Annotated in this window: 22 protein-coding genes; 8 read left to right on the forward strand and 14 right to left on the reverse strand. The window is 57.8% G+C overall.

From position 1 onward, the window contains the following. Window positions 1-37: 37 nt before the first annotated feature. A complete protein-coding gene (locus FH08_RS0102305) occupies window positions 38-1,252 on the reverse strand; it encodes a pyridoxal phosphate-dependent aminotransferase (RefSeq protein ID WP_031356763.1) in 1,215 nt (404 codons plus the stop codon). 79 nt (window positions 1,253-1,331) lie between these two features. Further along, window positions 1,332-2,885, reverse strand: coding sequence for an L-glutamate gamma-semialdehyde dehydrogenase (gene pruA, locus FH08_RS0102310; RefSeq protein ID WP_031356764.1), 1,554 nt, complete (start codon window positions 2,883-2,885; stop codon window positions 1,332-1,334). Window positions 2,886-3,179: 294 nt separating this feature from the next. Between pruA and FH08_RS0102315 the strand changes: the two genes are divergently transcribed. The 7 genes from FH08_RS0102315 (at window position 3,180) to FH08_RS0102345 (ending at window position 11,244) form a co-directional block, all read left to right on the forward strand. Beyond that, window positions 3,180-4,136: a LysR substrate-binding domain-containing protein gene (locus FH08_RS0102315; RefSeq protein WP_081889333.1), complete on the forward strand. Its 957-nt coding sequence runs from the start codon at window positions 3,180-3,182 to the stop codon at window positions 4,134-4,136. Between the two features lie 103 nt (window positions 4,137-4,239). Then, on the forward strand, window positions 4,240-5,100 hold the full coding sequence (locus FH08_RS0102320; RefSeq protein ID WP_031356766.1) for an FAS1-like dehydratase domain-containing protein: 861 nt from the start codon (window positions 4,240-4,242) through the stop codon (window positions 5,098-5,100). Between the two features lie 60 nt (window positions 5,101-5,160). Beyond that, window positions 5,161-6,321: an acyl-CoA dehydrogenase family protein gene (locus tag FH08_RS0102325; protein ID WP_419177976.1), complete on the forward strand. Its 1,161-nt coding sequence runs from the start codon at window positions 5,161-5,163 to the stop codon at window positions 6,319-6,321. Window positions 6,322-6,331: 10 nt separating this feature from the next. Beyond that, complete coding sequence (locus tag FH08_RS0102330; RefSeq protein ID WP_031356768.1) at window positions 6,332-7,510, forward strand: CaiB/BaiF CoA transferase family protein; 1,179 nt, start codon at window positions 6,332-6,334, stop codon at window positions 7,508-7,510. A gap of 24 nt (window positions 7,511-7,534) precedes the next feature. Then, on the forward strand, window positions 7,535-8,911 hold the full coding sequence (locus tag FH08_RS0102335; protein WP_031356769.1) for an MmgE/PrpD family protein: 1,377 nt from the start codon (window positions 7,535-7,537) through the stop codon (window positions 8,909-8,911). Continuing rightward, complete coding sequence (locus FH08_RS0102340; RefSeq protein ID WP_031356770.1) at window positions 8,904-9,731, forward strand: HpcH/HpaI aldolase/citrate lyase family protein; 828 nt, start codon at window positions 8,904-8,906, stop codon at window positions 9,729-9,731. Before FH08_RS0102335 ends, FH08_RS0102340 begins: the two co-directional genes overlap by 8 nt. A 34-nt stretch (window positions 9,732-9,765) precedes the next feature. Continuing rightward, window positions 9,766-11,244 carry an aldehyde dehydrogenase gene (locus FH08_RS0102345; protein WP_031356771.1) on the forward strand — a complete coding sequence of 493 codons (1,479 nt, stop codon included), beginning with the start codon at window positions 9,766-9,768 and terminating at the stop codon, window positions 11,242-11,244. A 103-nt stretch (window positions 11,245-11,347) separates the two neighbouring features. Here FH08_RS0102345 and FH08_RS0102350 read toward each other — a convergent pair whose 3' ends face one another. The 8 genes from FH08_RS0102350 to FH08_RS50210 form a co-directional block, all read right to left on the reverse strand. Then, window positions 11,348-11,821: a VOC family protein gene (locus FH08_RS0102350; RefSeq protein ID WP_031356772.1), complete on the reverse strand. Its 474-nt coding sequence runs from the start codon at window positions 11,819-11,821 to the stop codon at window positions 11,348-11,350. 35 nt (window positions 11,822-11,856) lie between these two features. After that, window positions 11,857-12,666 (reverse strand): NAD(P)H-dependent oxidoreductase, encoded by an 810-nt coding sequence (locus FH08_RS0102355; protein WP_031356773.1) that lies wholly within the window; start codon window positions 12,664-12,666, stop codon window positions 11,857-11,859. A 405-nt stretch (window positions 12,667-13,071) separates the two neighbouring features. Beyond that, window positions 13,072-13,797 (reverse strand): ABC transporter ATP-binding protein, encoded by a 726-nt coding sequence (locus tag FH08_RS0102365; protein ID WP_031356774.1) that lies wholly within the window; start codon window positions 13,795-13,797, stop codon window positions 13,072-13,074. A 13-nt stretch (window positions 13,798-13,810) separates the two neighbouring features. Continuing rightward, window positions 13,811-14,641, reverse strand: coding sequence for an ABC transporter ATP-binding protein (locus FH08_RS0102370; RefSeq protein ID WP_031356775.1), 831 nt, complete (start codon window positions 14,639-14,641; stop codon window positions 13,811-13,813). Further along, window positions 14,638-15,924, reverse strand: a complete 1,287-nt coding sequence (gene livM / locus FH08_RS0102375) for a high-affinity branched-chain amino acid ABC transporter permease LivM (RefSeq protein WP_031356776.1) — start codon at window positions 15,922-15,924, stop codon at window positions 14,638-14,640. Before livM ends, FH08_RS0102370 begins: the two co-directional genes overlap by 4 nt. Beyond that, a complete protein-coding gene (locus FH08_RS0102380) occupies window positions 15,924-16,841 on the reverse strand; it encodes an ABC transporter permease subunit (RefSeq protein ID WP_031356777.1) in 918 nt (305 codons plus the stop codon). The genes livM and FH08_RS0102380 overlap by 1 nt, the downstream gene beginning before the upstream one ends. Window positions 16,842-16,927: 86 nt before the next feature. Then, window positions 16,928-18,043, reverse strand: coding sequence for a branched-chain amino acid ABC transporter substrate-binding protein (locus FH08_RS0102385; protein WP_031356778.1), 1,116 nt, complete (start codon window positions 18,041-18,043; stop codon window positions 16,928-16,930). A gap of 793 nt (window positions 18,044-18,836) precedes the next feature. Then, window positions 18,837-19,238, reverse strand: a complete 402-nt coding sequence (locus FH08_RS50210) for a GFA family protein (RefSeq protein ID WP_152602715.1) — start codon at window positions 19,236-19,238, stop codon at window positions 18,837-18,839. 476 nt (window positions 19,239-19,714) lie between these two features. On the opposite strand from FH08_RS50210, the gene FH08_RS0102395 reads away from it, so the two are divergent. Further along, window positions 19,715-20,053 (forward strand): hypothetical protein, encoded by a 339-nt coding sequence (locus FH08_RS0102395; protein ID WP_235210266.1) that lies wholly within the window; start codon window positions 19,715-19,717, stop codon window positions 20,051-20,053. Between the two features lie 19 nt (window positions 20,054-20,072). On the opposite strand, the gene FH08_RS0102400 is transcribed toward FH08_RS0102395, so the two are convergent. The 4 genes from FH08_RS0102400 to FH08_RS0102415 form a co-directional block, all read right to left on the reverse strand. Further along, window positions 20,073-21,071, reverse strand: a complete 999-nt coding sequence (locus FH08_RS0102400) for a LysR family transcriptional regulator (RefSeq protein WP_031356780.1) — start codon at window positions 21,069-21,071, stop codon at window positions 20,073-20,075. A gap of 92 nt (window positions 21,072-21,163) precedes the next feature. Beyond that, window positions 21,164-21,946 (reverse strand): DUF899 domain-containing protein, encoded by a 783-nt coding sequence (locus FH08_RS0102405; RefSeq protein WP_051887663.1) that lies wholly within the window; start codon window positions 21,944-21,946, stop codon window positions 21,164-21,166. Window positions 21,947-21,967: 21 nt separating this feature from the next. Then, window positions 21,968-22,303, reverse strand: a complete 336-nt coding sequence (locus FH08_RS48115) for an SRPBCC family protein (RefSeq protein WP_031356782.1) — start codon at window positions 22,301-22,303, stop codon at window positions 21,968-21,970. 5 nt (window positions 22,304-22,308) lie between these two features. Beyond that, window positions 22,309-22,707, reverse strand: a complete 399-nt coding sequence (locus tag FH08_RS0102415) for an ArsR/SmtB family transcription factor (RefSeq protein WP_235210267.1) — start codon at window positions 22,705-22,707, stop codon at window positions 22,309-22,311. Between the last annotated feature and the right edge of the window lie 106 nt (window positions 22,708-22,813).

Raw genomic sequence — 22,813 nt, forward strand, 5'->3', positions numbered from 1 at the left:
CTTCGAATGGGAACCCGGCAATGCGGATAGCAGACATTCAAACAACTGCTGTTTCGAGGCTTTGACACGCGGCACGAATCCGGCTCAGCGCTTCGTTCAATTCTGCAATGGACGCCGCATAAGAGAGCCTGAAGTATGGCGAGAGCAGAAAACCTGAACCCGAAACGACGGCCACGTTCGCCTCTTCCAGCAGGTACATGACGAAGTCCTGATCGTTCTCCAGCAACCTTCCCTTCGCCGTCCGACTTCCAACGACTCCGTGACAGCCGACGAACGCATAGAACGCGCCCTCGGGCTGGTTACTTCTTAGTCCCGGTATGTTGCCCAGTGTCTTGACGACCAGCTTCCTGCGTTCATCGAAAGCCAGTCGCGAGGTTTCGACGAAGGACTGGTCCCCTGTGAGCGCTTCGATCGCAGCGTACTGTGATATCGACGATGCACTGGTTACAATCTGGCCTTGCACCAGATTCATGGCCCGGATGAGCGCCGCGGGTCCAGCAGCGTAGCCAATTCGCCAGCCTGTCATCGAATACATCTTCGACACGCCGTTGATGATGAGCGTGCGCTCTTTTAGATCCGGCGCGACGTTCAGGATATTAACGAACGGTCTGCCGGTATAGATGAGCTTTTCGTAGATGTCGTCGGACAGAACCCAGACTTGGGGGTGTCGACGAAGCACCTCCGCGATCGCGCTGAGTTCGTCAGCCGAGTACACGGCGCCAGTCGGATTCGATGGCGAATTCAGCATCAGCCACTTCGTACGCGGCGTGATTGACGCATCAAGCTGAGCCGGCGTGAGTTTGAATCCCGCCCCTTCACCGCACTCCACGACGATGGGTATTCCATTCGCCATCTTTACGATCTCCGGATAGGAGACCCAGCAAGGCGCCGGCACGATCACTTCATCGTCCGGATTCAGCGAGGCAAAAAATGCCGCGAAAATGGCCTGCTTCGCGCCGACCGATACGCTGACGCAATCAACCGGATAATCAACGCCATTGTCCCGCTTCAGCTTCGCGACTATCGCCTCCCGTAACTCTCGAACACCGGCCGCCTCGGTGTAACGTGTCTTGCCTTGGCGCATCGCACGAATAGCCGCAGCCTGGATATTCTCGGGTGTGTGAAAGTCCGGTTCGCCCTGCGACAGGGAGATAACGTTCTTCCCCTCTCGCCGCAGTTCCGCCGCTTTTGCCGCCATTGCCATGGTCTGCGCAGGGGCAATCTGGCCAATGCGATCTGCAATGAAGCCCATTTTATTTGTTCCGTTCAATTGGGAAATCTGACCCGTCACTAGGGGCCACCCCGGGTGACGGACCTGACAGCACTTGCTTTTACAAACGCTCAGCCACTGACTTCATCTGCAGGAACTGCAGAAGGTAGTCGGGGCCTCCAGTCTTCGTATCGGTGCCACTGAGGTTGAAACCACCGAACGGCTGAATGCCAACGAGCGCACCGGTACATTTGCGGTTGAAGTAAAGATTTCCGACATGAAAGTCGCGACGGGCTCGCTCCATGCGACCGCGGTCGTTCGAGAAGAGCGCGCCTGTCAGGCCGTAGACGGTGTCGTTGACAACGGCCAGGCCTTCTTCAAAATCCTTGACGCGGATGGCGGCGACGAACGGGCCGAACACCTCCTCTTGCGCAATGCGCGCGCGAGGCGACACGTCACCAAAGATGGTCGGTTCGATCAGAAAACCCGCGGCATTTTCAACGGCCTTGCCGCCTGTCAGCAGTTTCCCCTCAGTGTGACCAATATCGATGTACGACAGCACCTTCTTGTACTGCAATTCGTTGCACACCGGACCGAAACTTGGATTGTCCCTGGCGTCACTGACAACCAGTTCCTTTGCCTTCGCGACGATCTTCTCGAGCAACGCGTCGTAGACCGAATCAACTACGATCAAACGCGAGCAAGCGGAGCATTTCTGGCCTGAGTACCCGAAAGCGGCCTGGATAACGCCAGCCGCCGCGTCATCGAGGTTCGCAGTTTCATCGACCAGGATTGCGTCTTTGCCACCGAGCTCAAGGAAAACCCGCTTGAGCCATTTCTGGCCTTTGGCAAGTTTCGCTGCAGACTCGTTGATCTGCGCACCGGTCGCGAGAGAGCCCGTAAAGTTGATAAAGCGCGTCTTGGGGTGAGCGACCAGATATGAGCCGATCTCCCGGCCGGTGCCCGGCAGATAGTTCACCACGCCGGGCGGCAGGCCCGCTTGCGCGAAGATGTCGAAGATCTTTGCGAGTGAAACCACCGTGTCTTCGGCCGGCTTGCAGACGACCGTGTTACCCACCACGATCGCGCCGACAGTCATGCCGGTCATCAACGCCATCGGAAAGTTCCACGGCGAGATGGTGACTCCCACGCCCAGCGGAATATAGAAGCTCTCGTTCTCTTCGCCCGGAGCATCGACCAGCGACCCCAGGGCGCCCACGTGCTTGATCGCCTGGCGTGCGTAGTATTCGGTGAAGTCGATCATCTCCGCGACTTCGGCGCTTGCTTCCACATAGTTCTTGCCGATTTCATAGACCAGCCACGCCTCTAGTTCGCGCTTGCGTCTGCGCATGATTGCAGCCGCCTTCAGCATGACGCGCGACCGGTCTTCCTGGCTCCAGCGCTTCCACGATTCGAATGCTGCCCATGCTGCATCCAGTGCGGCGTCCGCGTGCTGTGTTGTCGCCTTGGCGGTGTAGCCGACGATCTCTTGCGGATTCGACGGATTCGTCGAGACGAGTTTTGCCTCGGTCTGCACACGCTCGCCGTTGATCACCAGCGGATACGTCTGGCCAAACTCGGAACGCACCTTTTTCAAAGCCCGCTGCATATCTGCTTTAGCATCTTCGGTATCGAACAAATCGAACGGCTCGTTCTTGAACGGTGCAATCAGCATCGCTTTCTCCAGGTTGAATGGTTCTGGCTGCGCGGCCGCCCGACGAGCACGGCACGCTACCGAGAAGCCATTGTCCGGCGCGAAATTGTTCCGGTCTTGATCGGACTTCCTTTAATATTTGCGGCGTTTTGCATAGTTGCGTCCATGCGCAAGTTCCGGAATGCAAGCCAATAGTCAATTTCTATAAGGATTCCTGCAAATCATCCTCAAGATATAGTAAATACCGATTTTCGGATTTCTGCTATTTGCTACACTTAGATTAACGGCAGCATCTCTTCATTCGGAGCACGCATCATGGCCATGCATTTCGATCTGGTGGATCTTCGTCTTATCACCTGTATTGCCGAGACGGACAGCTTGACGCGCGGTGCCGAGCGGTTCCATATGTCAGTACCTGCAGCAAGCACCCGCATTAAGAATCTCGAAGAAAGCATGGGGACAAAGCTGTTGTATCGGACGAGCCAGGGTGTGACCCTCACGCCACCGGGCCAGGCGTTCCTTCATCACGCCCGGCTAGTGCTGTCGCAACTCGAACAGTTGCGCGGCGACATGCAGGAGTACGCGCGCGGCGTCAAAGGTCATGTGCGGATCTTTGCGAACACCACGGCCACCACTGAATTTCTTCCTAACGACCTGCGTGACTTCCTCGCCGAGCATCCTGACGTGAACGTCGAGCTCCGCGAGCGGTTGAGCCATGATGTGGTGCGTGCAGTCAGTGAAGGCACCGCAGATGTCGGCATTGTGGCAGGCAATGTCAGACCCGAGTCCTTACAGGTCCTGCCCTATCGATCAGACCGGCTCATTCTGGCGGTTTCGAATTCGCATCCCCTAAGCGAGAAGGCGTCGATTCCTTTCCAGGAGGCAACGGCGTTCGACTTCGTCTGCATGCCGGAAGCCAGCGCAATCCACACCTTCCTGAATCGGGTTGCAAATGACATGCACAAGAAACTCCAGGTGCGCATCGAGGTCGGCAACTTTGAAGCGTTGTGCCGGATGATCGAGGCCAACGTCGGGATCGGCGTACTGCCGTGTTCATCGGCGGTGCGCTACGTGAAGACCATGAATATCAAGCTCGTTGAAATTGAAGACGACTGGGCCACGCGTAACTTGTTGATTTGCGTGCGCAACCTCGACCTGTTGCCGTCGTTCGCGCGGGAACTGGTCGACCTCCTCACGCAAAAGTGCAAAAACGACAGCGGCTCCGAAGCCTCGGCTCACATAGCCTCTCATTTAGCCTCGCACTCAGCTTGAACGTCAGCTTTAGTCTGCGTTTAAAGCCCTCTTCTCAAGACACAAATTGTAGTCAGCGCGCCGGTGCGTCAATCTAGCTTCAACGACGCTTCCCGACGACCCCATGACTGCTGAACTCAACTATCTGCGCACCTGGATCGGCCGTACACAGGCCGAGCAGGAATTCGTCTCCCCTCGGCTTGCCAGCCAGCTTGCGGCCACGCTGGGATTTGAGGGCGAGGTAGGCATCCGCAGTCCTTTGCCGCTTTTATGGCACTGGGCGCTCTTTCCTCATATTGTTTCTCAATCGAACATCGGCTCGGATGGGCATCCGAAACGCGGTGGATTCCTGCCGCCCGTACCCCTGCAAAGACGTATGTGGGCGGGTAGCCGGGTTCGGTTCGACCGCTCACTCCTGGTCGGTAGCGAAGTCTCCAGGACGTCCCAGATACTCGATGTCGCAGAGAAGGATGGGCGCTCCGGAAAGCTCGTATTTGTGCGTCTGCGTCATGAACTGGAAGACCTCGACGGCCCGCTGATTTCCGAGGAGCAAGACATTGTGTACCGCGAGTCCTCGACGACGGCGTACACCGCGGCGACGGGCCCGTTGGCGCCAACGGAGTTCACGTGGCAACGGCAGATCGTGCCCGACCCGGTTCTGCTGTTCCGCTACTCGGCTGACACCTTCAATGGGCACCGCATTCACTATGACCGCACCTACGCGCATGAGCAGGAAGGTTATCCCGCGTTGGTCGTCCACGGGCCACTGACTGCAACGTTGCTGATCGATCTCGTCCGGCGCAACATTCCTGGTAAATCGATCGCTTCCTTCTCGTTCAAAGCGGTCAACCCGCTCTTTGATCACGCCCCGTTTCACATCAATGCGGCCCATGCCCCCGGATCGACCGAGGTGAAGCTCTGGGCTGCCAATTCCGATGGCGTGCTGTGCGTCGACGCAGCGGCAACGCTAACAGCAAACAACTAACGGCAAGCTAACGGCGCCCGCAGGTATTTTCCAGGAATGACGATAAAGGAGCAGAGACAAGTGTTGGCTGACATTGACCCCTATCAGGACATTCGCGAAGCGGTTCGCGACCTGTGCTCCAATTTTCCGGCCGAGTATTTCCGCAAGATCGACGAGGAGCGGGCCTATCCCGAGACCTTCGTGCAAGCCCTGACGGACGCGGGATGGCTCGCGGCCCTCATTCCCCAGGACTACGGCGGCTCCGGGCTCGGACTGACTGAAGCGTCGGTGATCATGGAAGAGATCAACCGCAGCGGCGGCAATTCCGGCGCGTGTCACGGGCAGATGTACAACATGGGGACACTGCTCAGGCATGGTTCCGAAGAGCAAAAGGCTCGCTACCTTCCGGATATCGCCAGCGGCAAGTTGCGGCTGCAATCGATGGGCGTAACCGAGCCGACAACGGGTAGCGACACCACCAAGCTCAAGACGACCGCGGTTCGCTACGGCGACCGATATGTGGTCAATGGACAGAAGGTCTGGATCTCCCGGGTTCAACATTCCGACCTGATGATTCTGCTGGCGCGGACCACGCCTATCGATCAGGTCGCAAAGAAATCGGAGGGCATGTCCATATTCCTGGTCGACCTGCATCAGGCAATCAGCAAAGGCATGACGGTCCGCCCTATCCCGAACATGGTCAATCACGAGACGAACGAACTCTTCTTCGACAACCTCGAGATCCCGGCGGAAAACCTCATCGGCGAAGAAGGCAAAGGCTTCAAGTACATCCTCGATGGCTTGAATGCGGAACGAACGCTGATCGCTGCCGAGTGCATCGGCGACGGATACTGGTTCCTCGACAAGGTCTGCAATTACGTTAAAGACCGTGTCGTCTTCGGCCGCCCGATTGGACAGAACCAGGGCGTGCAATTCCCGATAGCGCGCGCGTATGTCAACGTGGAAGCGGCGAGCTTGATGCGATATAAGGCCTGCGAGTTGTTCGATGCCAGGCGGCCGGCAGGCGCGCAAGCCAACATGGCAAAGCTGCTCGCCGCGGACGCTTCGTGGGAGGCAGCAAACGCTTGCCTGCAATTTCACGGTGGCTTCGGGTTCGCAAACGAATACGACATCGAACGCAAATTCCGCGAGACAAGGCTATATCAGGTCGCGCCCATCTCGACCAATCTCATCCTTTCGTATGTAGCCGAGCATCTGCTCGGTCTGCCGCGTTCCTTTTGAAGGGGCGAACATGAAACCGCTTGACGGCGTGAAGGTCATCACCCTCGAACACGCGATTGCAGCCCCGTTTTGTACGCGTCAACTTGCAGATCTCGGCGCACGCGTGATCAAGATCGAACGCCCAGGTGTTGGTGATTTCGCCCGAGCCTACGATGAGCGCGTGCACGGTATGGCCTCGCATTTTGTATGGTGCAATCGCTCGAAGGAAAGTCTGACACTGGACGTCAAGGCCCCACAGGCAAACGAAATTCTCGAGCGGTTGCTGGAAAATACCGACGTGCTGGTTCAAAACCTTGCGCCCGGCGCGGCCGCGCGGCTGGGACTGTCGTTTGAAGCACTGCATGAAAAGTATCCGCGCTTGATTGTCTGCAACATCTCGGGTTATGGATCCGATGGCTCCTACCGGGACAAGAAAGCCTACGACCTCCTGATCCAGAGTGAATCAGGATTCCTGTCTATTACCGGGGACCCGGATTCACCAGCCAAGGCAGGCTGCTCCATCGCTGATATTGCCGCAGGGATGTATGCGTACACCAACATCCTCTCCGCGCTTTTGCAACGAGGAAAGACCGGCCTGGGAAAGGACATAGACGTTTCAATGCTGGAGAGCATGGTGGAATGGATGAGCTACCCCATGTACTACGCATTCGAGGGGGCACCTCCTCCCCCTCGCGCCGGGGCCGCTCATGCGACGATCTATCCCTACGGTCCCTTCCCTGCCGGCGATGCCAAGACCGTTCTGCTGGGATTGCAGAACGAGCGTGAATGGGCGGCCTTCTGCTCGCAAGTCCTCCTTGCACCTGAACTCGCGACGGATCCCCGCTTCAATTCCAATTCGAAGCGAACAGCGGCCCGGCTGGAACTCCGCGACATCATCGTGGCCGCATTCAGAGAATTGACTTCCGAAGAAGTCATCAGCCGGCTGGATGCAGCACAGATTGCCAACGCCCGCATGAACGACATGGCCGATGTGTGGTCACATCCGCAACTGCAAGAGCGCAATCGCTGGGTCACGGTCGATTCACCCGCCGGACAAATTCCCGCCTTGCTGCCACCCGGCATCAGCAACGCAATCGATGTTCGACTGGGCGCCGTTCCCGCGCTCGGCCAACACACAGACGCCCTCTTGAGTGAATTGGGCTTTTCGACCGATGCCATCCGCGAGCTTCGCGAAGCAGCCATCGTCTAACCCATTTTCCAAGGTAAGCCTTTCATGAGCAACACCCGGATTCTTGCTTCGTTCGCGGCCAATCTCGAGTTTGAGCAGATTCCAAAGGCGGTGGTGGACCGCACGGAAGATCTGTTCCTTGACTGGTTCGGCTCGGCACTAGCCGGCCGCGGCGCCCGCCCCGTTGAGACGATCCAGAAACAGGCATTTGACTTTGGCCCGCAGTCCGGTCGCTGTGAAGTGCTGATCTCGCGACGATCGACCAGCCCGCTTTTCGCGGCGATGATCAACGCGGCCGCATCGCATTTCGCTGAACAGGACGACCTCCACAACAGCTCAGTCCTGCACCCGGCCACCGTCGTGTTTCCCGCAGCGTGGGCCGTCGCGCAAGCACTTGGCAGAAGCGGCAAGGAGTTCATCGCGGCGTGCGTCGCGGGGTATGAGGTGGGCATTCGCGTCGGTGAATTTCTCGGTCGCTCGCACTACAAGATTTTTCATACCACCGGCACAGTCGGTACGATCGCAGCCGCCGCGGCGGTCGGACACCTTTTGCGATTGAACGACGAGCAGATGGTGAATGCGTTCGGCTCTGCCGGCACGCAAGCAGCCGGACTCTGGGAGTTCCTGAAAGACGCGGCGGACTCCAAGCAACTGCATACGGCTAAAGCGGCGTCGAACGGACTTCTGGCAGCCTACCTGGCGGCCGACGGCTTCACCGGCGCGAAGGATATATTCGAGGGTGCAAAAGGCATGGGCGCCGGCATGTCTGCGCAAACGTATCCAGACAAGCTCACAGAAGCGCTAGGCACGCGATGGGCGCTGATCGAAACGTCGTTCAAATATCACGCTTCCTGCCGGCACACTCATCCGGCGGCCGATGCTCTTCTGCAGGTTATTCAGCGTGAGAAGCTCTCGCCAGATGACATCGAGACGGTGGTGACTCATGTTCATCAGGCTGCCATTGATGTCCTTGGACCCGTAACCGATCCAAAGACAGTCCATCAGGCGAAGTTTTCCATGGGCACCGTGCTTGCTCTGGTTGCGAAGTTCGGCCACGCGGGCGTGCGTGAGTTCGACGACCACTACAAGGAAGGCGCGATCGCGCACTTCTGCAACAAGGTTTCGATGGTCTTCGACCAAGAAGTCGACACAGCCTATCCGTCACGCTGGATCGGGAAGGTGACGGTTCAAACGAAGGATGGCCGGACGTTCGAGGGACGCGTCGATGACCCGAAAGGAGACCCGGGCAACACGCTAACACGCGCTGAAATCGAGCATAAAACTATCACGCTTGGTCTGTATGGCAATGCGGCCACTGAAGACGAACTCAAGCGCGCAATCGTGTCGGTATGGGCGATTACGGAAGCTGTTGTCGTACCCAAGCTACTCCCTGAATCGATACTGGAAATTCATCATGGCTGACCTTGCTCCCCGGTCCTATCTCTTTGTCCCCGGCAACCGCCCGGACAGGTTTGCCAAGGCCGCTGCATCGGGTGTCGATGTGGTCGTGATCGACCTGGAGGACGCCGTGCCGCCGACCGAGAAGAAGGTCGCACGGGCCGCGCTTGCAGAGTGGCTGTCGGCCAGTAGTACACCGGTGACCGTACGCGTCAATGACGTGAACAGCGAATGGTTTCGCGACGACATTGCCCTATGCCGCGCCCCGTCCGTCACCGCAGTCATGCTGCCGAAGACAGAACGCATCGACGATATCTTCCTCTGCGAGTTCGCCGGCAAGCCGACTGACATCTTGCCAATGATCGAAACCGCCCAAGGTTTTCGAAATGTGGTCGCCATCGCCCAGCACCGGCTGACCAACCGCCTCGTATTCGGGAATGTGGATTTCCAGCTCGATCTCGGCATAGATGGCGACGATGAGCAACTCCTCTACTTCCGCTCACAGATCGTCTTCGCCTCCCGCATCGGCAATTTGCTTCCACCGGTGGACGGCGTCAGTATCACACTCGACGACGCCGAGCAGATCACGCGCGACACACTCCGCGCAAAACGGCTCGGCTTCGGCGCCAAGCTTTGCATTCACCCCAGGCAGGTAGCTGCAGTCAATGCGGCGTTCGCCCCCACTGTGAAAGATCTGGAATGGGCGCGACGGGTTGTTGAAGGCGCGACTGCATCCCATGGAGCAGCCGTCGCTGTGGACGGCCGCATGGTCGACCGGCCGGTCATTTTAAAAGCCCGGGAAATACTGGCAGAGTCTCAGCGACGTCCGCCCGTTAGCGCGTGATGCGATAGCACTGGTTCAAAAGGAGACGAAAGTCATGCAACGATTTGAAATGGTTATCAACGGCGAATCATGCCCGTCGGCATCGGGCGAATGGTTCGATACTGAAAACCCCTTTACGGCACAAACCTGGGCGCAAATCCCAAGAGGTAATGGCACTGACGTCGATCGCGCTGTGCAGGCGGCGCATGCGGCATTCAGTACGGGGCCATGGTCGCAGATGTCTCCGAGCCAGCGAGGTCTGCTGCTTCATCGCGTGGGCGACCTGATCGCGCGCGACGCGCAGAAGCTTGCCGCGCTCGAAGTACGGGACAACGGCAAGCTCATGGCGGAGATGCTCGGCCAATGCCAATATTTGCCCCAGTGGTATTACTACTTTGGCGGCCTGGCGGACAAGGTTCAGGGCACCGTCATTCCGCTCGACAAGAAGGGCTACTTCAATTTCACGCGCAATGAACCGCTAGGTGTCGTTGCTGCCATTACGCCGTGGAATTCACCGCTATTGCTAGCCACGTGGAAAATCGCGCCCGCGTTGGCCGCAGGTTGCACGATAGTGATCAAACCGTCGGAGTTCACTTCAGCGTCCACAATCGAGTTTGCAAAGTTGTTCGCTGAGGCCGGTTTTCCGCCGGGCGTGATAAACGTCGTGACCGGATTCGGTGCGGACGTTGGCTCTCCTTTAGTTGAACATCCGCTAGTCAAGAAGATCACCTTTACCGGCGCAGATTCCACGGGCCGCAAGATCAACGAAGCGGCAGCTCGACAATTCAAACACGTGAGCCTCGAACTCGGCGGGAAGTCGCCCAATATCGTTTTCGACGATGCCGATCTGGACGACGCCGTAAATGGTGCGGTCTCAGGCATCTTCGCCGCGACCGGACAGACCTGCATTGCGGGTTCGCGGCTGTTGTTGCAGGAAAGCATCTACGAGACGTTCGTCGACAAACTCCTCACCCTGGCACGGACCGCGAAAATGGGCGATCCGTCGAGTATGGATACACAGGTCGGGCCGGTAACTACACGCCCTCAATACCAGAAGGTCTTGTCCTACATCGAGACCGCGAAGCAGGAAGGCGCTTCGTTGTTGCTCGGTGGAAAACCCGGCAGTGCGCCCGAATGCGGCAATGGCTGGTTTATCGAACCGACCATTTTCGGCGATGTGAACAACAAGATGCGGATTGCGCAGGAAGAAGTCTTCGGTCCTATCCTGTCGATCATCAAGTTCAAGGACGAAGACGAGGCGGTCGCGCTTGCCAACGATGTGCGCTTTGGCCTGGGCTCAGGCGTCTGGACGAAGGATATCGGCCGGTCGATTCGTGTCGCCGAAAAACTGCAGGCGGGCATGGTCTGGGTGAACAGCTATCGCGCAGTGAGTTATATGTCGCCGTTCGGCGGCTACAAGGATTCCGGACTCGGCCGCGAAAACGGCATCGACGCGATCCGCGAGTATTTGCAAACGAAGAGCGTGTGGATCAATACGGGCGTCAAGACTGCGAACCCGTTTGTCATGCGGTGAAAGTGTTGAAGCCCCGCGGCGAGCCGCGGGGCAGTAGCAAATTTTGGTAAATCTATTTGGATAACGAAATATCTACGCGTTGCCTGGCGATACTCGCCGGACATCAGGACTTGATACCTTGAGGTCCCTTGCTGCTCGGCGCGCGGATCTCCAACGTGACCCCTGCGCCTTCGTTGACGGTTTTGAAGTACGTGAACCCGCTTCGATCATCAAGACGTCCCCGTGCGAGAACATCCAGTCCGGCGTTCGATGCCTGTTCCTCCGCCTTGTCGCAGCTGTCGACAGAAAATCCGAGATGAAAAACACCCTCGCCGCGTGTCTCCAGAAAACGTCGTTGCGGCGTGTCTCCTTTGCCCGGCTGGCAAAGCTGCAGTTGCGCGTTTTCGATGTTGGCGAACTTATAGCGCATCTTCAGGAAGGCCTCGCGATCGTAGCCGTTCAATTCGTACGCATCCAACGGTGGAAAATCAGTCCAGGGGCCAACTCCGATCGACTCGTAATACTTCACAGCGTTCTCGATATCACGAACCACAATGCAGACGTGGTGCAGCTTTTGAAAAATCGGCAGTTTTTCCATTTCGCGTTTGATTCCTGGTGAGTTTTGATAACGGATCAGCCGGCCTTGGCAATCTTTGTCGGGACAAAAGTTTCTGCCGCCTCGCCATGCGATTGTCCGGTGGCTGGGTTCCACTGGAATCCGGAACGGGCTACGACTCCCGGCTTCAGACGCTGGTCCGGACCATAGTCCGCATGAGGGTGAAAGAACAAAGGCTCCGTGCTTTCGATATTGCGCAAACGCGCTGCGTAACTGTCGAGGTATGCCTGCCGCTCCTCGGGCGTCACACGACCCGGCATCCAGGACATATGTGGCGGCAGCACGTCGAAGCCGAGGTACTTGAAGATCCCATTGTGGATTGGCCAGAGAATGTGGTTGATGTCGCCGTCGACGCCATCCGGTTCGTAGAGACTGGAGGCCGTTCCGGTCGTGGCCGAGACCATGGCGCGGCGGCCCTTGAACATGCCGGTGTCGTATTTCCGGCCAGTGGCATACGCGAATCCACGCGTCATTACACGGTCCACCCAGCCCTTCAGTATTGCCGGCATCCCGAACCACCACATGGGATATTGGAAGATGATCAGATCGCACCAGAGCACTTTCTGTTGTTCGGCGTAGACATCGGGTGTCGGCTTCGTCGACGTCCCGAACATGTGCTCCTGTTCCGCCGAAAGGTCGAGGAAGTCCGGGTCAAGACGCTCACCCACGAAGTCTTCCGGGCCAAGCTCGGGCCGCCACTTCAGTTGGTACAAGTCTGTCACCTGAACCTCGTGACCCTCTTCGTTCAGGGTCGACACAGCCGTATCTTTCAGCGCACCGTTGAACGACTTAGGTTCCGGGTGGGCAAAAACGATGAGCACTTTCATGCCAATACTCCATAAAAATCAGTTCATTGAGCGTGCCGGCCGTTAGCCCACGCTTGTTGGATTCGTTCCCTATATGCGGCGATCTTCCCGCGCAAAAATCAGCGAAAAAGCTGATCTATCGACCGCGACGCTGAGGATCGATCCCGGCGTAGCGCTCGAATCGGTTTACAACATTCTGGATCTTTACAAGATTCCGGTCTTGAAGGGGCTCGGCTAATTTGCGCGGAATTCTGCACATTTCCCGGTGGCACGCGCACCGGCACAGGTCATTGAACCCTCCGTCACCATAGCCTTTACGTATCCTTGCAACGCACCAGTGGATCTGCGGAGAACTGCTGCATTTCACCTGCACAGAGTGTCGGGATGACAGTCGCGAGCCGTAAGCGCCTTCCGGAACACTTACGCTCAAGCCGCATCCAGCTGGGCGGCATCACCTTCAAGATACGCTGCCCGCACTGCAGGGTTAGCGAGCAATTCGGCGCCGCTCCCCTCAAGGGCAATCTGTCCATGCTGAAGAACGTACCCTCGATGTGCAACACGCAAGGCGTGATGAGCGTTCTGTTCAACAAGCAGGATCGTCATACCCAACTGCTCGTTCAACTCCTTGATGACCGAAAAAATCTTCTTGATGAAAATGGGTGCGAGACCAAGCGATGGTTCGTCGAGTAACAACAACCTCGGCTGCGACATCAATGCGCGGCCAATGGCGAGCATCTGCTGCTCGCCTCCCGACAGCGTGCCCGCGCGCTGCGAGGCCCGGCCTCTGAGGATCGGGAACATCTCGTACATACGCTCGAGGTCATCACCGGTCCTGCGGTTATCCGACGTATCGCCCATCAGGAGGTTCTCGAGAACGGTCATCCGCTGAAAAATGCGGCGTCCCTCAGGCACCACTGCAATATCGAGTTTGCCGATCGCATGCGATGCCAGGCTCGTAATATTCCGGTCATCGAATTCGACCTTGCCGCTACTCGCCCGGGGATAGCCGAAAATGGTATTCATGAGGGTTGACTTGCCAGCGCCGTTCGCACCGATCAACGTGACAATCTCACCGGTATTCACAATCAGGCTGACACCGCGCAGCGCTTGCACGCTGCCATAGTGAGCACTTAGATCGGTAATCCTAAGCATGGGCTGATCTCTCCTACGATGCTTCGTCGTGTAGCGACGTCTCGTCATCCTCTCCAAGGTAAGCGCTGATCACATCGGGATTCGCCTTGATCGCGCTAGGCGGCCCTTCTGCGATCTTCTTTCCATGGTTGAGGACGACAATATGGTCTGACACTTTCATGACTACGCTCATATCGTGCTCGATCAACAGTATGCCAATACCCTGCTCCCTGGAGAGCGTGGTCAACAGCGCTGTCAGTTCAGACGACTCGCGCGGATTAAGGCCGGCAGCCGGTTCATCCAGGCAGAGAAAAATCGGCCCCGCAGACATCGCACGCGCGATCTCTACCCGTCGCTGAACCCCGTATGGCATGTCACCAGCAGGTTTATTGGCTAACTCTCGAACGCTTAAACGCTCGAGCCACGTCAAAGCGTTTTCTATTGCCTTATCGTTCGCACGCCGGTACGACTTTGAACAGAACATCCCGGCAATCGAGAACCTCGACGCTTCCTGCAAAACGTTGTGTTGGGCGATCATCAGGTTTTCGAGCACCGTCATACGCGGAAACAGCCGTATGTTCTGGAACGTCCTGACGACCTGGCCAACCCGCGCAACATCCACGTTCCGCATTTCATCAAGCCGGAGTTCGCCATGCTGTGGATGAGTCAGCTTGACGCAACCTTTTGTGGGCTTATAGAAGCCCGTCAAGCAGTTAAAGAAGGTCGTCTTTCCGGCTCCGTTCGGCCCAATCACTGAAGTCACCTCTGCGGATCGAGCGCTCATGGAGAGGTCTTCAATGGCGCGAAGTCCGCCGAATTGCATCGTCAGGCACTCCACGCTGAGCAGCGGTTTGCTGGCATTCATGGCTTCGCCTCCACGCCTGGAACGCTGACAGTGGCGCGGCGATGACTGATGAGTCCGCCGGGCCGCACTATCATGATGAAGACCATAGCGACACCGAACAGCAGCATTCTGTACTCGGAGAAATCGCGCCCCAACTCCGGCAGAATCACGAGCAGCGAAGCCGCCAGGACGACACCGAGTTGGCTGCCCATGCCGCCCAGCACCACGATCGCAAGGATGGTGGCCGACTCCGAGAATGTGAAGCTCTCCGGCGAGATAAACCCCTGCCGTGCCGCGAAGAAAACGCCGCCGAATCCTGCCAGCATTGCACCGGTTGCGAAAGCCGACAGTTTCACATTCGTCACGTTGATGCCCATTGCCTTGCAGGCGATCTCGTCCTCGCGCACCGCTTCCCACGCGCGTCCGACAGGCAAGCGCCTGAGTCTCGAGACAAGGAGGTTTGTGAGCAGTGCAAGTACAAGGATCAGGTAGTACAGGAAGACGACTCTCTGACCGGCCGAGTATTCAAGGCCGAACACGGAGGCAAACGTAGGCCCCTCTCCCGACGCCTGCATGGGGAGGCCGAAGAAGGTCGGTTTCGGAATGGACGAGATGCCGTTTGGTCCACCGGTGACATCCCCCCAATTGACGAGCACCAACCGTATGATCTCTCCGAATCCCAGCGTCACGATGGCCAGATAGTCGCCCCTGAGTCTGAGCGTGGGATAGCCGAGCACCACGCCGAACGTGGCAGCAAGCCCACCGGCAATCGGCAGACACTGCCAGAACCCGAGACCGAAATGAGTCGATAACAGGCCGTACGTGTACGCCCCGACTGCGTAAAACGCGACGTAGCCCAGGTCGAGCAAACCCGCAAGACCGACAACCACGTTCAGACCCCAGCCCAGCATCACGTAGATCAGTACGGTCGTCGCGGTATCGACCACATAGCGGTTTCCTGCGAACAGCGCCGGGAGCAGCACGGCGAATGCCACACATGCAGCGCCGGCCCACACGAGCGAGCCGTTGCCGGTGACCTCGGAAACGGGCCTGGCGCGCAATCGCCGCTTTGAAAACAGATGAAAGCGTTGAAGCAGCATTTGCAATGTGATGCGTCCGGCAAACGCGATGACAATGAAAGCGCCGAGCAGCGCCCATCGGGTCTGAACCTCCAGGCCATTGGCTCCGTCTCGCGTCGTCAAACCCAGCATCGGCAAGCCGACAAGGCCGGCGACCACCGCTGCGCCGAGCGCGTCCTTGACACGAAAGTGCAGATTCATTTCTTGCGTGGCAGTCGAACTCATCACACTTTCTCCACTTCGGGGCGGCCGAGAAGCCCGGATGGGCGAAACATCAAAACAACAATCAGAATCACGAACGTAGCCACATCTTTGTATTCCGGTGAAAGATAAGCAGACCAGAATGCTTCGATCAAGCCGATGATCACACCGCCCAGCATCGCCCCGGGGATTGAGCCAATTCCACCGAGCACCGCTGCGGTAAATGCCTTGATACCCGCCTCGAATCCGATAGAGAAGTCGATCACGCCGTAGTACAGCGTCACCATCACGCCTGCGACGGCAGCCAGTGCAGCGCCAATCATGAAGGTAAGCGCAATAATCCGATCCACGTTGTAGCCGAGGAATTGCATCATTCTTTGATCTTGCTCACACGCTCTCTGCTGTCTGCCGAAAGCGGTTTTGTTGATAAACAACGTGAACGCGATCATCAGCAGGATCGTCACCGCCACGATCAGAAGTTGCACGTACGACACGTAGGGTCCGTGGAATCCTTCGCCCCCGAAAAGGCTCACACCTCCCGTTACCATCGGCGGAATCGATTTGACCCGTGCGCCCTGGGTCAGCTGGACCATGTTCTGCAGGAAGATGGAAATCCCGATTGACGAGATCAGCGGTGCGAGACGATTCGATCCGCGAAGCGGCCGATAGCCCACACGTTCGACAGTCCAGCCGAACACGGACGTCAGTGCGATCGATGCGATCAACGTAATTGCAATGCTCGCCACCACGGACGAGATTCCACTGTTCGCGAGAAGCGTGAAACACGTGACGGCAATGAAAGCGCTGACCATATAGATATCGCCGTGCGCGAAATTGATCATGCCGATAATGCCGTACACCATCGTATAGCCGATCGCAATCAGCCCGTAGACGGCTCCCAGGGTCAGCCCGTTAATCAGTTGTTGCAATGCCTGGCTCATGTCCTCTCCGATGAATCTGCTTCAGAGGCGGCGCAGTGGACCAACGCGCCGCCTCCTTCCGTATTACGTCGACGGAAAAGGACTCGTCACTTCACATACTCGTAGTTGTTGCCCTTCCATCGGTAGACCACATATCCCGGGCTCTTGAGATCACCTTTCGCGTCGAAGTCCACCTGACCCACCACCGTATTGAAGGATCCGTTGTGAAGCTGCTTCACGATCGCCGCATAGTCGGTGGAGTTGGCCTTTTTGGCCGCCTCTGCAAATACCTGCATGGCAGCGTACGAGTACAGCATGTAGCCCTCCGGCTCGATCTTCTGCGCACGGAACGTGGCCACCACTTTTGCAGCGGCCGCACTCTTGCGCGGGTCAGGCGGGAACGTGAACAGGACCTTGTTGATTTCCGGTCCTGCAGCCGTGACCAGTTCATTGTTCGTGAGCGTGTCGCCGCCCAGGACTGTCAGATTGAGCCCGGCCTGCGCCGCTTGCCGCAAGATCAGCGCCACTTCCTGGTAATACCCGCCGTACGCGAGGATCTCAACGCCGTTCGCCTTCAGTTTGCTGATCAGACCGGAGTAGTCCTTTTCACCGGCCGTGATCGACTGGCGCAGTACCACAGCGGTCTGCTTTGCAGCCAGATCCTTGGCGATCTCGTCAGCCAGGCCGCCGCCGTATGCCGTCTTGTCGTCAATGACGGCGATTTTCTTGCCCTTGAAATTCGTGGCGATATAGTCGGCCGCAACCTCTCCCTGCTGGTCATCGCGACCGGTGATACGGAAGACTCCTTTAATGCCTCGTTCCGTGATCTTGGGGTTCGTTGACACGGTGACCTGTGGAATCTGCGCGTCGTTGTAGACATCGGAAGCGGGCAGCGTGGAACTGGAGCACCAGTGACCGTCGACAAACGCGACCTTCTTGTTCACGAAACTGTTTGCAACGGAAACTGCCTGCTTGGGATCGCAGACGTCGTCGCCGACAACCAGGTCAAGTTGCTGTCCAAGCACACCGCCCGCCGCGTTGATGTCTTTCACCGCCTGCTCCGCGCCCTTGCGAAACTGGTCGCCTCCCGACGCGTACTCCCCCGTCATCGGACCCGCCACGCCTACTACAACGCCCGCGTCCGCCGCGACCGAGCCGGCCAACGCCATCCCGCCCATGCCGAGCAGCGCGCCAAATTTAACCAATCCTTTCCGGCCGTTCATAACGATCTCCAAGAGCCAGGCTTCGATGCAGGAACGAACAGGACTCTGCGTTTCGTCCCCGGTGTTGCCTCGTGTTCAATCGCGAGGTAGACCGAAGGTTGCCGACACAAAAAACCGGCTGGAATTCAATTGTGCGAAAGTAGGGATTAGGTTCAGCTTAAAGATGCGCAACGGCGAGGTTAGCTTGCGGGAAACCGCACAATTCAGACGCTCCGCTCTCAATGCAGCCGTGTAAACGACTATGCTTACCGGCTTGTCGGAGGGTCGATCCATTGCGGGATATGGTGCATTTTGTTCCGGATCAAACGTTAGTCAGCTTGCCGCTTACCATTCGCTCACGCTGAACGCCGGGGAACGGTTCATCCAGTCGAAATTGGTGTTGCAGCTAAATGGCAAGGGTTCTCGATGGGCGACCTCGCGAATTGATCCCGCGCCGCCAGATCTCGTGATTATGCGTGCGCCCTGCTGATTGAGGTCCGTGCAGTTTCAGGATTTCTCAGGGATGGTCGGGTTAATTTTTTAATCATTACGTATTCCGAATTATCCCTGGTACTTGTACCGGTGCAACGGAAATAACCTTATAGGACGGGAAGAATTTCTGAGATCTCTTGCTAACCGTATGAAGACCGCCAGATTGCAGCAGTTATCCGCACGGCACAATTAAGAATATTGGAACAACGCATTGGCGCGCCGCAAATAATGGAGCAACGCGATGGTTGGTTGACCCATCACTGCCTGATGAAACCATGGTCGAACGGCACATGAAATCGGCTGTGATCGTCGATTCATCATGCTAGCCAAATTCGTCGTGCTGCGGCAATTGGTCGGTGATGGAATACCACGGCGCTTTGGACCCGACAAAAATGTGTGCGGTTGGGCGAATACTCGGAGTGTCGCTGAGCGTTCCTAAAGTGACGTGAACAAACTCACCTTCACCCACCACGGAAAACAAAAGACTCCCGCAGATCCTGCAATGAACATCGTGAGCCGCGTTCTTGTCACCGAAAACCAAAAGGTCGGCGTGCCCGCGAGTAATGCTTAACTTGCTGCGCTCGACTCCCGCGAATGGCTTGAACGCGGATCCCGTCGCGCGCCGGCAGTTTGAACAGTGGCAGTTCAATGCATAAACGAACTCGTCCTTCACTGCGTAGTGGACTGCGCCGCAAAGGCATCTGCCTGCAAGCAATGAATTCACGTTTTCCTCTATCAAAGAAGTTACGTCGACGAACCGGTTCGTCAAGTCTTGATCGGTGGGATCGCGCCGCCTCTCGCCGACACTCAAGAATGTTAGCGTCGGCAGACATTCTAGTGCGATTTTAGCGAGGTGTTTTGCTGACCGGTTCGATCCACGTCGCCGGGCAGCTCACGGCCGTGCCGGCACGAAAAATCCGATCAAGGCGCGCAACGCGAAGAACGCCCAGCCAGGGCAGCGGGCAATTTGGACTAGATAGGCGCCGCGGTATGAATGGAGAATGAAAGCGCCGTTCTTTGGGCGTATTCGGATCGCCGGTGATCCTCGCCGATGGCAAACAGTTACGTTCCAAGCGCATGAACTAAAGGCGTTCTGCTCAGGGCACTCTGCCTGTGCCACAATTGTTATATGCCGGTATGCGCATCGCCTTGTTACGATTGGCATTACGCGCCATGACATGTTCCAATTGAAAAACCCGAGTGCAGCGCGTCATTTACGCATTCGGCCGCCCCTCACCTCGCTGCGCCATGCCAGAAAATCAACAGAAACCAGAATCAGACACTCCGTCGGACCCGGAGCGGATCAGCGCCGCCCCGCAAAAGCGGCGGCGCTGGCAGCCGTCCAATGCGCTGCGCAGCAGCCTGATGGTGCTCGCGGGTTTTATCGCCTTCGTTGTTGTCTCGGGCATTGTTCTGTACAAACCGATCATGTACGGCGACATGATCGAGAACTTCGGCATCGTCATGATGCTGACGGTTCCGGTGATTGCAGCCGTCGCGTTCCGAGTAGGTCTCGATTCCTGGCTGGATGCGGAGTAAACCGGTAGGCCCCCCTCGCTCAGGCCGGTTCATCCGCCTCCAGCCCACGCAGGATCGAGCGCATGCCTGACAGTTCATGTGGTATTTCGAGTGGCAACTCATGACTCACGTGCCGCGCGTTTTCGAACAGTTCTGCGAGCCAGTTGACGAACGCACGCACGCGCGGCGGAACGAGGCGATGACGCAGATAGGCAACCGACACCGGCACGGCTGCGGGCCGGTAGCGCGGCAGCACTTCACGCAGCCGCCCGGAGTCAAGATACGGCTGCGCGAGCGTCCGCGGCGGCTGGATCAGCCCTAGCCCTCGCAGCCCGCACTCCAGATAAGCATGCTCGTCGCTGACCTGCACGAAGCCCCCAAGCGGCACGTTGACCGTGTCGCCATCGACCTGAAAACCAAAGTCCTCCGGGCGCCCGGTCTGCGCGCACATGCAATTCACCGCGACGTGACCGCTTAGCTCCTCGAGTCGCAGCGGCATGCCCTGCCGCGCGAGATATAGCGGGCTCGCACAGGTCACATGCTCCAGCGCGCCAAGCCGGCGGACCGACAGACCCGATAGCCTTGCATCCGGCAATGTTCCCAGCAGGATGCAGCAATCGATCGCGTCACCGACCAGGTCGACCTGCCGGTTGCTGACGCCGAACGCGAGCGAGATATGCTCGTAGCGCGCGTGGAAGTCATCGAGGGCGGGAAGCACGATCGCATTGGCGACTGCCGCCGGCAGTTCAACCCGCAACCGTCCACGCGGACGGTCGTCGGTATGCTGCAGGCTTGCCTCGATGTCGTCAATGTCGGCAAGAATCTGCACACAACGCTCGTAATAGGCTGCCCCCTCGGCGGTCAGGTTGAGCCGGCGCGTAGTTCGTACGAGCAACTGGATGCCAAGCAGTTCCTCAAGGCTCTGCAGCAGCGTTGTCGCACTTGCGCGCGGAATTCCAAGCGAGCTTGCGGCACGGGTAAAACTGTTGGTGTCGACAATGCGCACGAATGTCCGCATCGCCATGATGCGGTCCATCACGGGCGTTTCTCCTATGGATTTAGAGGCGCCGCACGCGCTGCCGGCGCGCGGCGCCCATGACTCTTCGCAGTTTTTAAATCCACTGCGAACGGCTAGTGGCAACCGCGTCCGGCTTCGTTCTTCGGAGTCTCAGCTGTCCCCGTATCTGCACCGTTACGCACGTCGTCGTAACGATCGTGATGACGCAACCATTCCATCATGTTGCGCTTTTCGTCTCGTCCCTTCGGGGTGAGGTCGAGCAAGGTATAAGTGCCGATGAGCGGCTCGCCGCCGCGTCCATATACCGAGAACGTATGGAACACATCACCCGCATCGTCCTTGTAGAACACGCTGAGCCCGGGTAATTCGTCGCTGTCAAATCCCCCCTTCGTGACGTCGCTCGTCTCGAAGTTGTAGTACACCTGACCTTTTTCCCGCTGCTCAGGTGTGAACGACACGTGGTAGACGTAGTTGAACTCGCTGCCGAACGACGACACCCAGCGGAACTGCCAACCCATGCGTTTTTTGAACGCTTCGATTTTCTCGAGCGGCGCACGCGATACCGCGACGTACGCAACATCGCGCCGCTCGACATGCTGCAACGCACCGTCGATATGATCGGACACGAACGAGCAGCCCGGGCAGCCCTCCTCCCAGTCGGGCCCCAACATGAAGTGATAGACGATCAACTGGCTGCGTCCGTTGAACAGTTCAGCGAGCGTCTTGCAGCCTTGCGGCGTGTCGAACGTATAACCCGTGCCGACCTTCTCCCAGGGCAACGCGCGACGCTTTTCGGCGAGCGCGTCGCGCGCATGCGTCAGCGCTTTTTCCTCGGCCAGATGCGCCTTGTGCGCCGCAAGCCATTCTTCCCTTGAAACAATTCGGTGCGGTTCCATGTCTGCATCCTCCTGAAGTGATCAGGCAAATTGCCGTGCAAGTTCGTCGAGTACGTTGTTCCAGCCAACCTCGTGATTGTCTCGTGCTTCAACATCCGCGAACTGCTCATGCTTTAACGTGAGCAACGTGCGCTCGCCGTCCTCCTCGCTGCGCAGCGTGAACGTCACGAGGGACTCCCGCTCCGGTGTGCTGCGCCATGCCCACGTGTAGACGAGTTTTTCGTCCGGAACGACTTCCTGAAAGACGCCGCTCACGTCGTGCTCCTCGCCCTCGGGCGTGCGCAACAAAATGCGAAAACGCCCGCCGACCCGCACGTCCATCTCCGCGTGAATAACGTCGTTATTGTTGGGATGCATCCACTTCACGATTTGCGACGGGACCGTCCACGCGGCGTAGATTTTGGCGGGCTTTGCGTTGATTCGGCGCTGGAGCGTGAGACTGGGTTGGGTGGGCATGGGTCTTCCTCCACAAAGGCGGCAAGGCGATCAAGGGTATCGGTCCAGAAGCGCTGGTAGCGGGTGAGCCATTCCATTGCTTCCTCCATCGGTCCGGCGGCAAGCCGGCACGCGACGGTGCGGCCCGTCTTGGCGCGCGTGATCAGACCAGCATCCGACAAGACATCCAGATGCTTCATCACGGCCGGCAACGACATCTCAAACGGCTGCGCGAGTTCGCTGACGGACAGGTCCGCATGCGCGGACAGACGTGCAAGGAGCGCACGCCGCGTTGGGTCAGCCAACGCGGCGAAGGTGCGATCCAATGCGTTTTCCTGAAACTTAACCATAAAGTTAACTATAGAGATTCATCGCGCGATGTCAAGCCGCTCTTTGAAGTTTTTTTGGTGAGACATTCATGAATCTCGCTCA

Origin of the sequence: Caballeronia sordidicola, from assembly GCF_000729995.1 — a bacterium.
GTDB classification, from domain to species: Bacteria; Pseudomonadota; Gammaproteobacteria; order Burkholderiales; family Burkholderiaceae; genus Caballeronia; species Caballeronia sordidicola_A.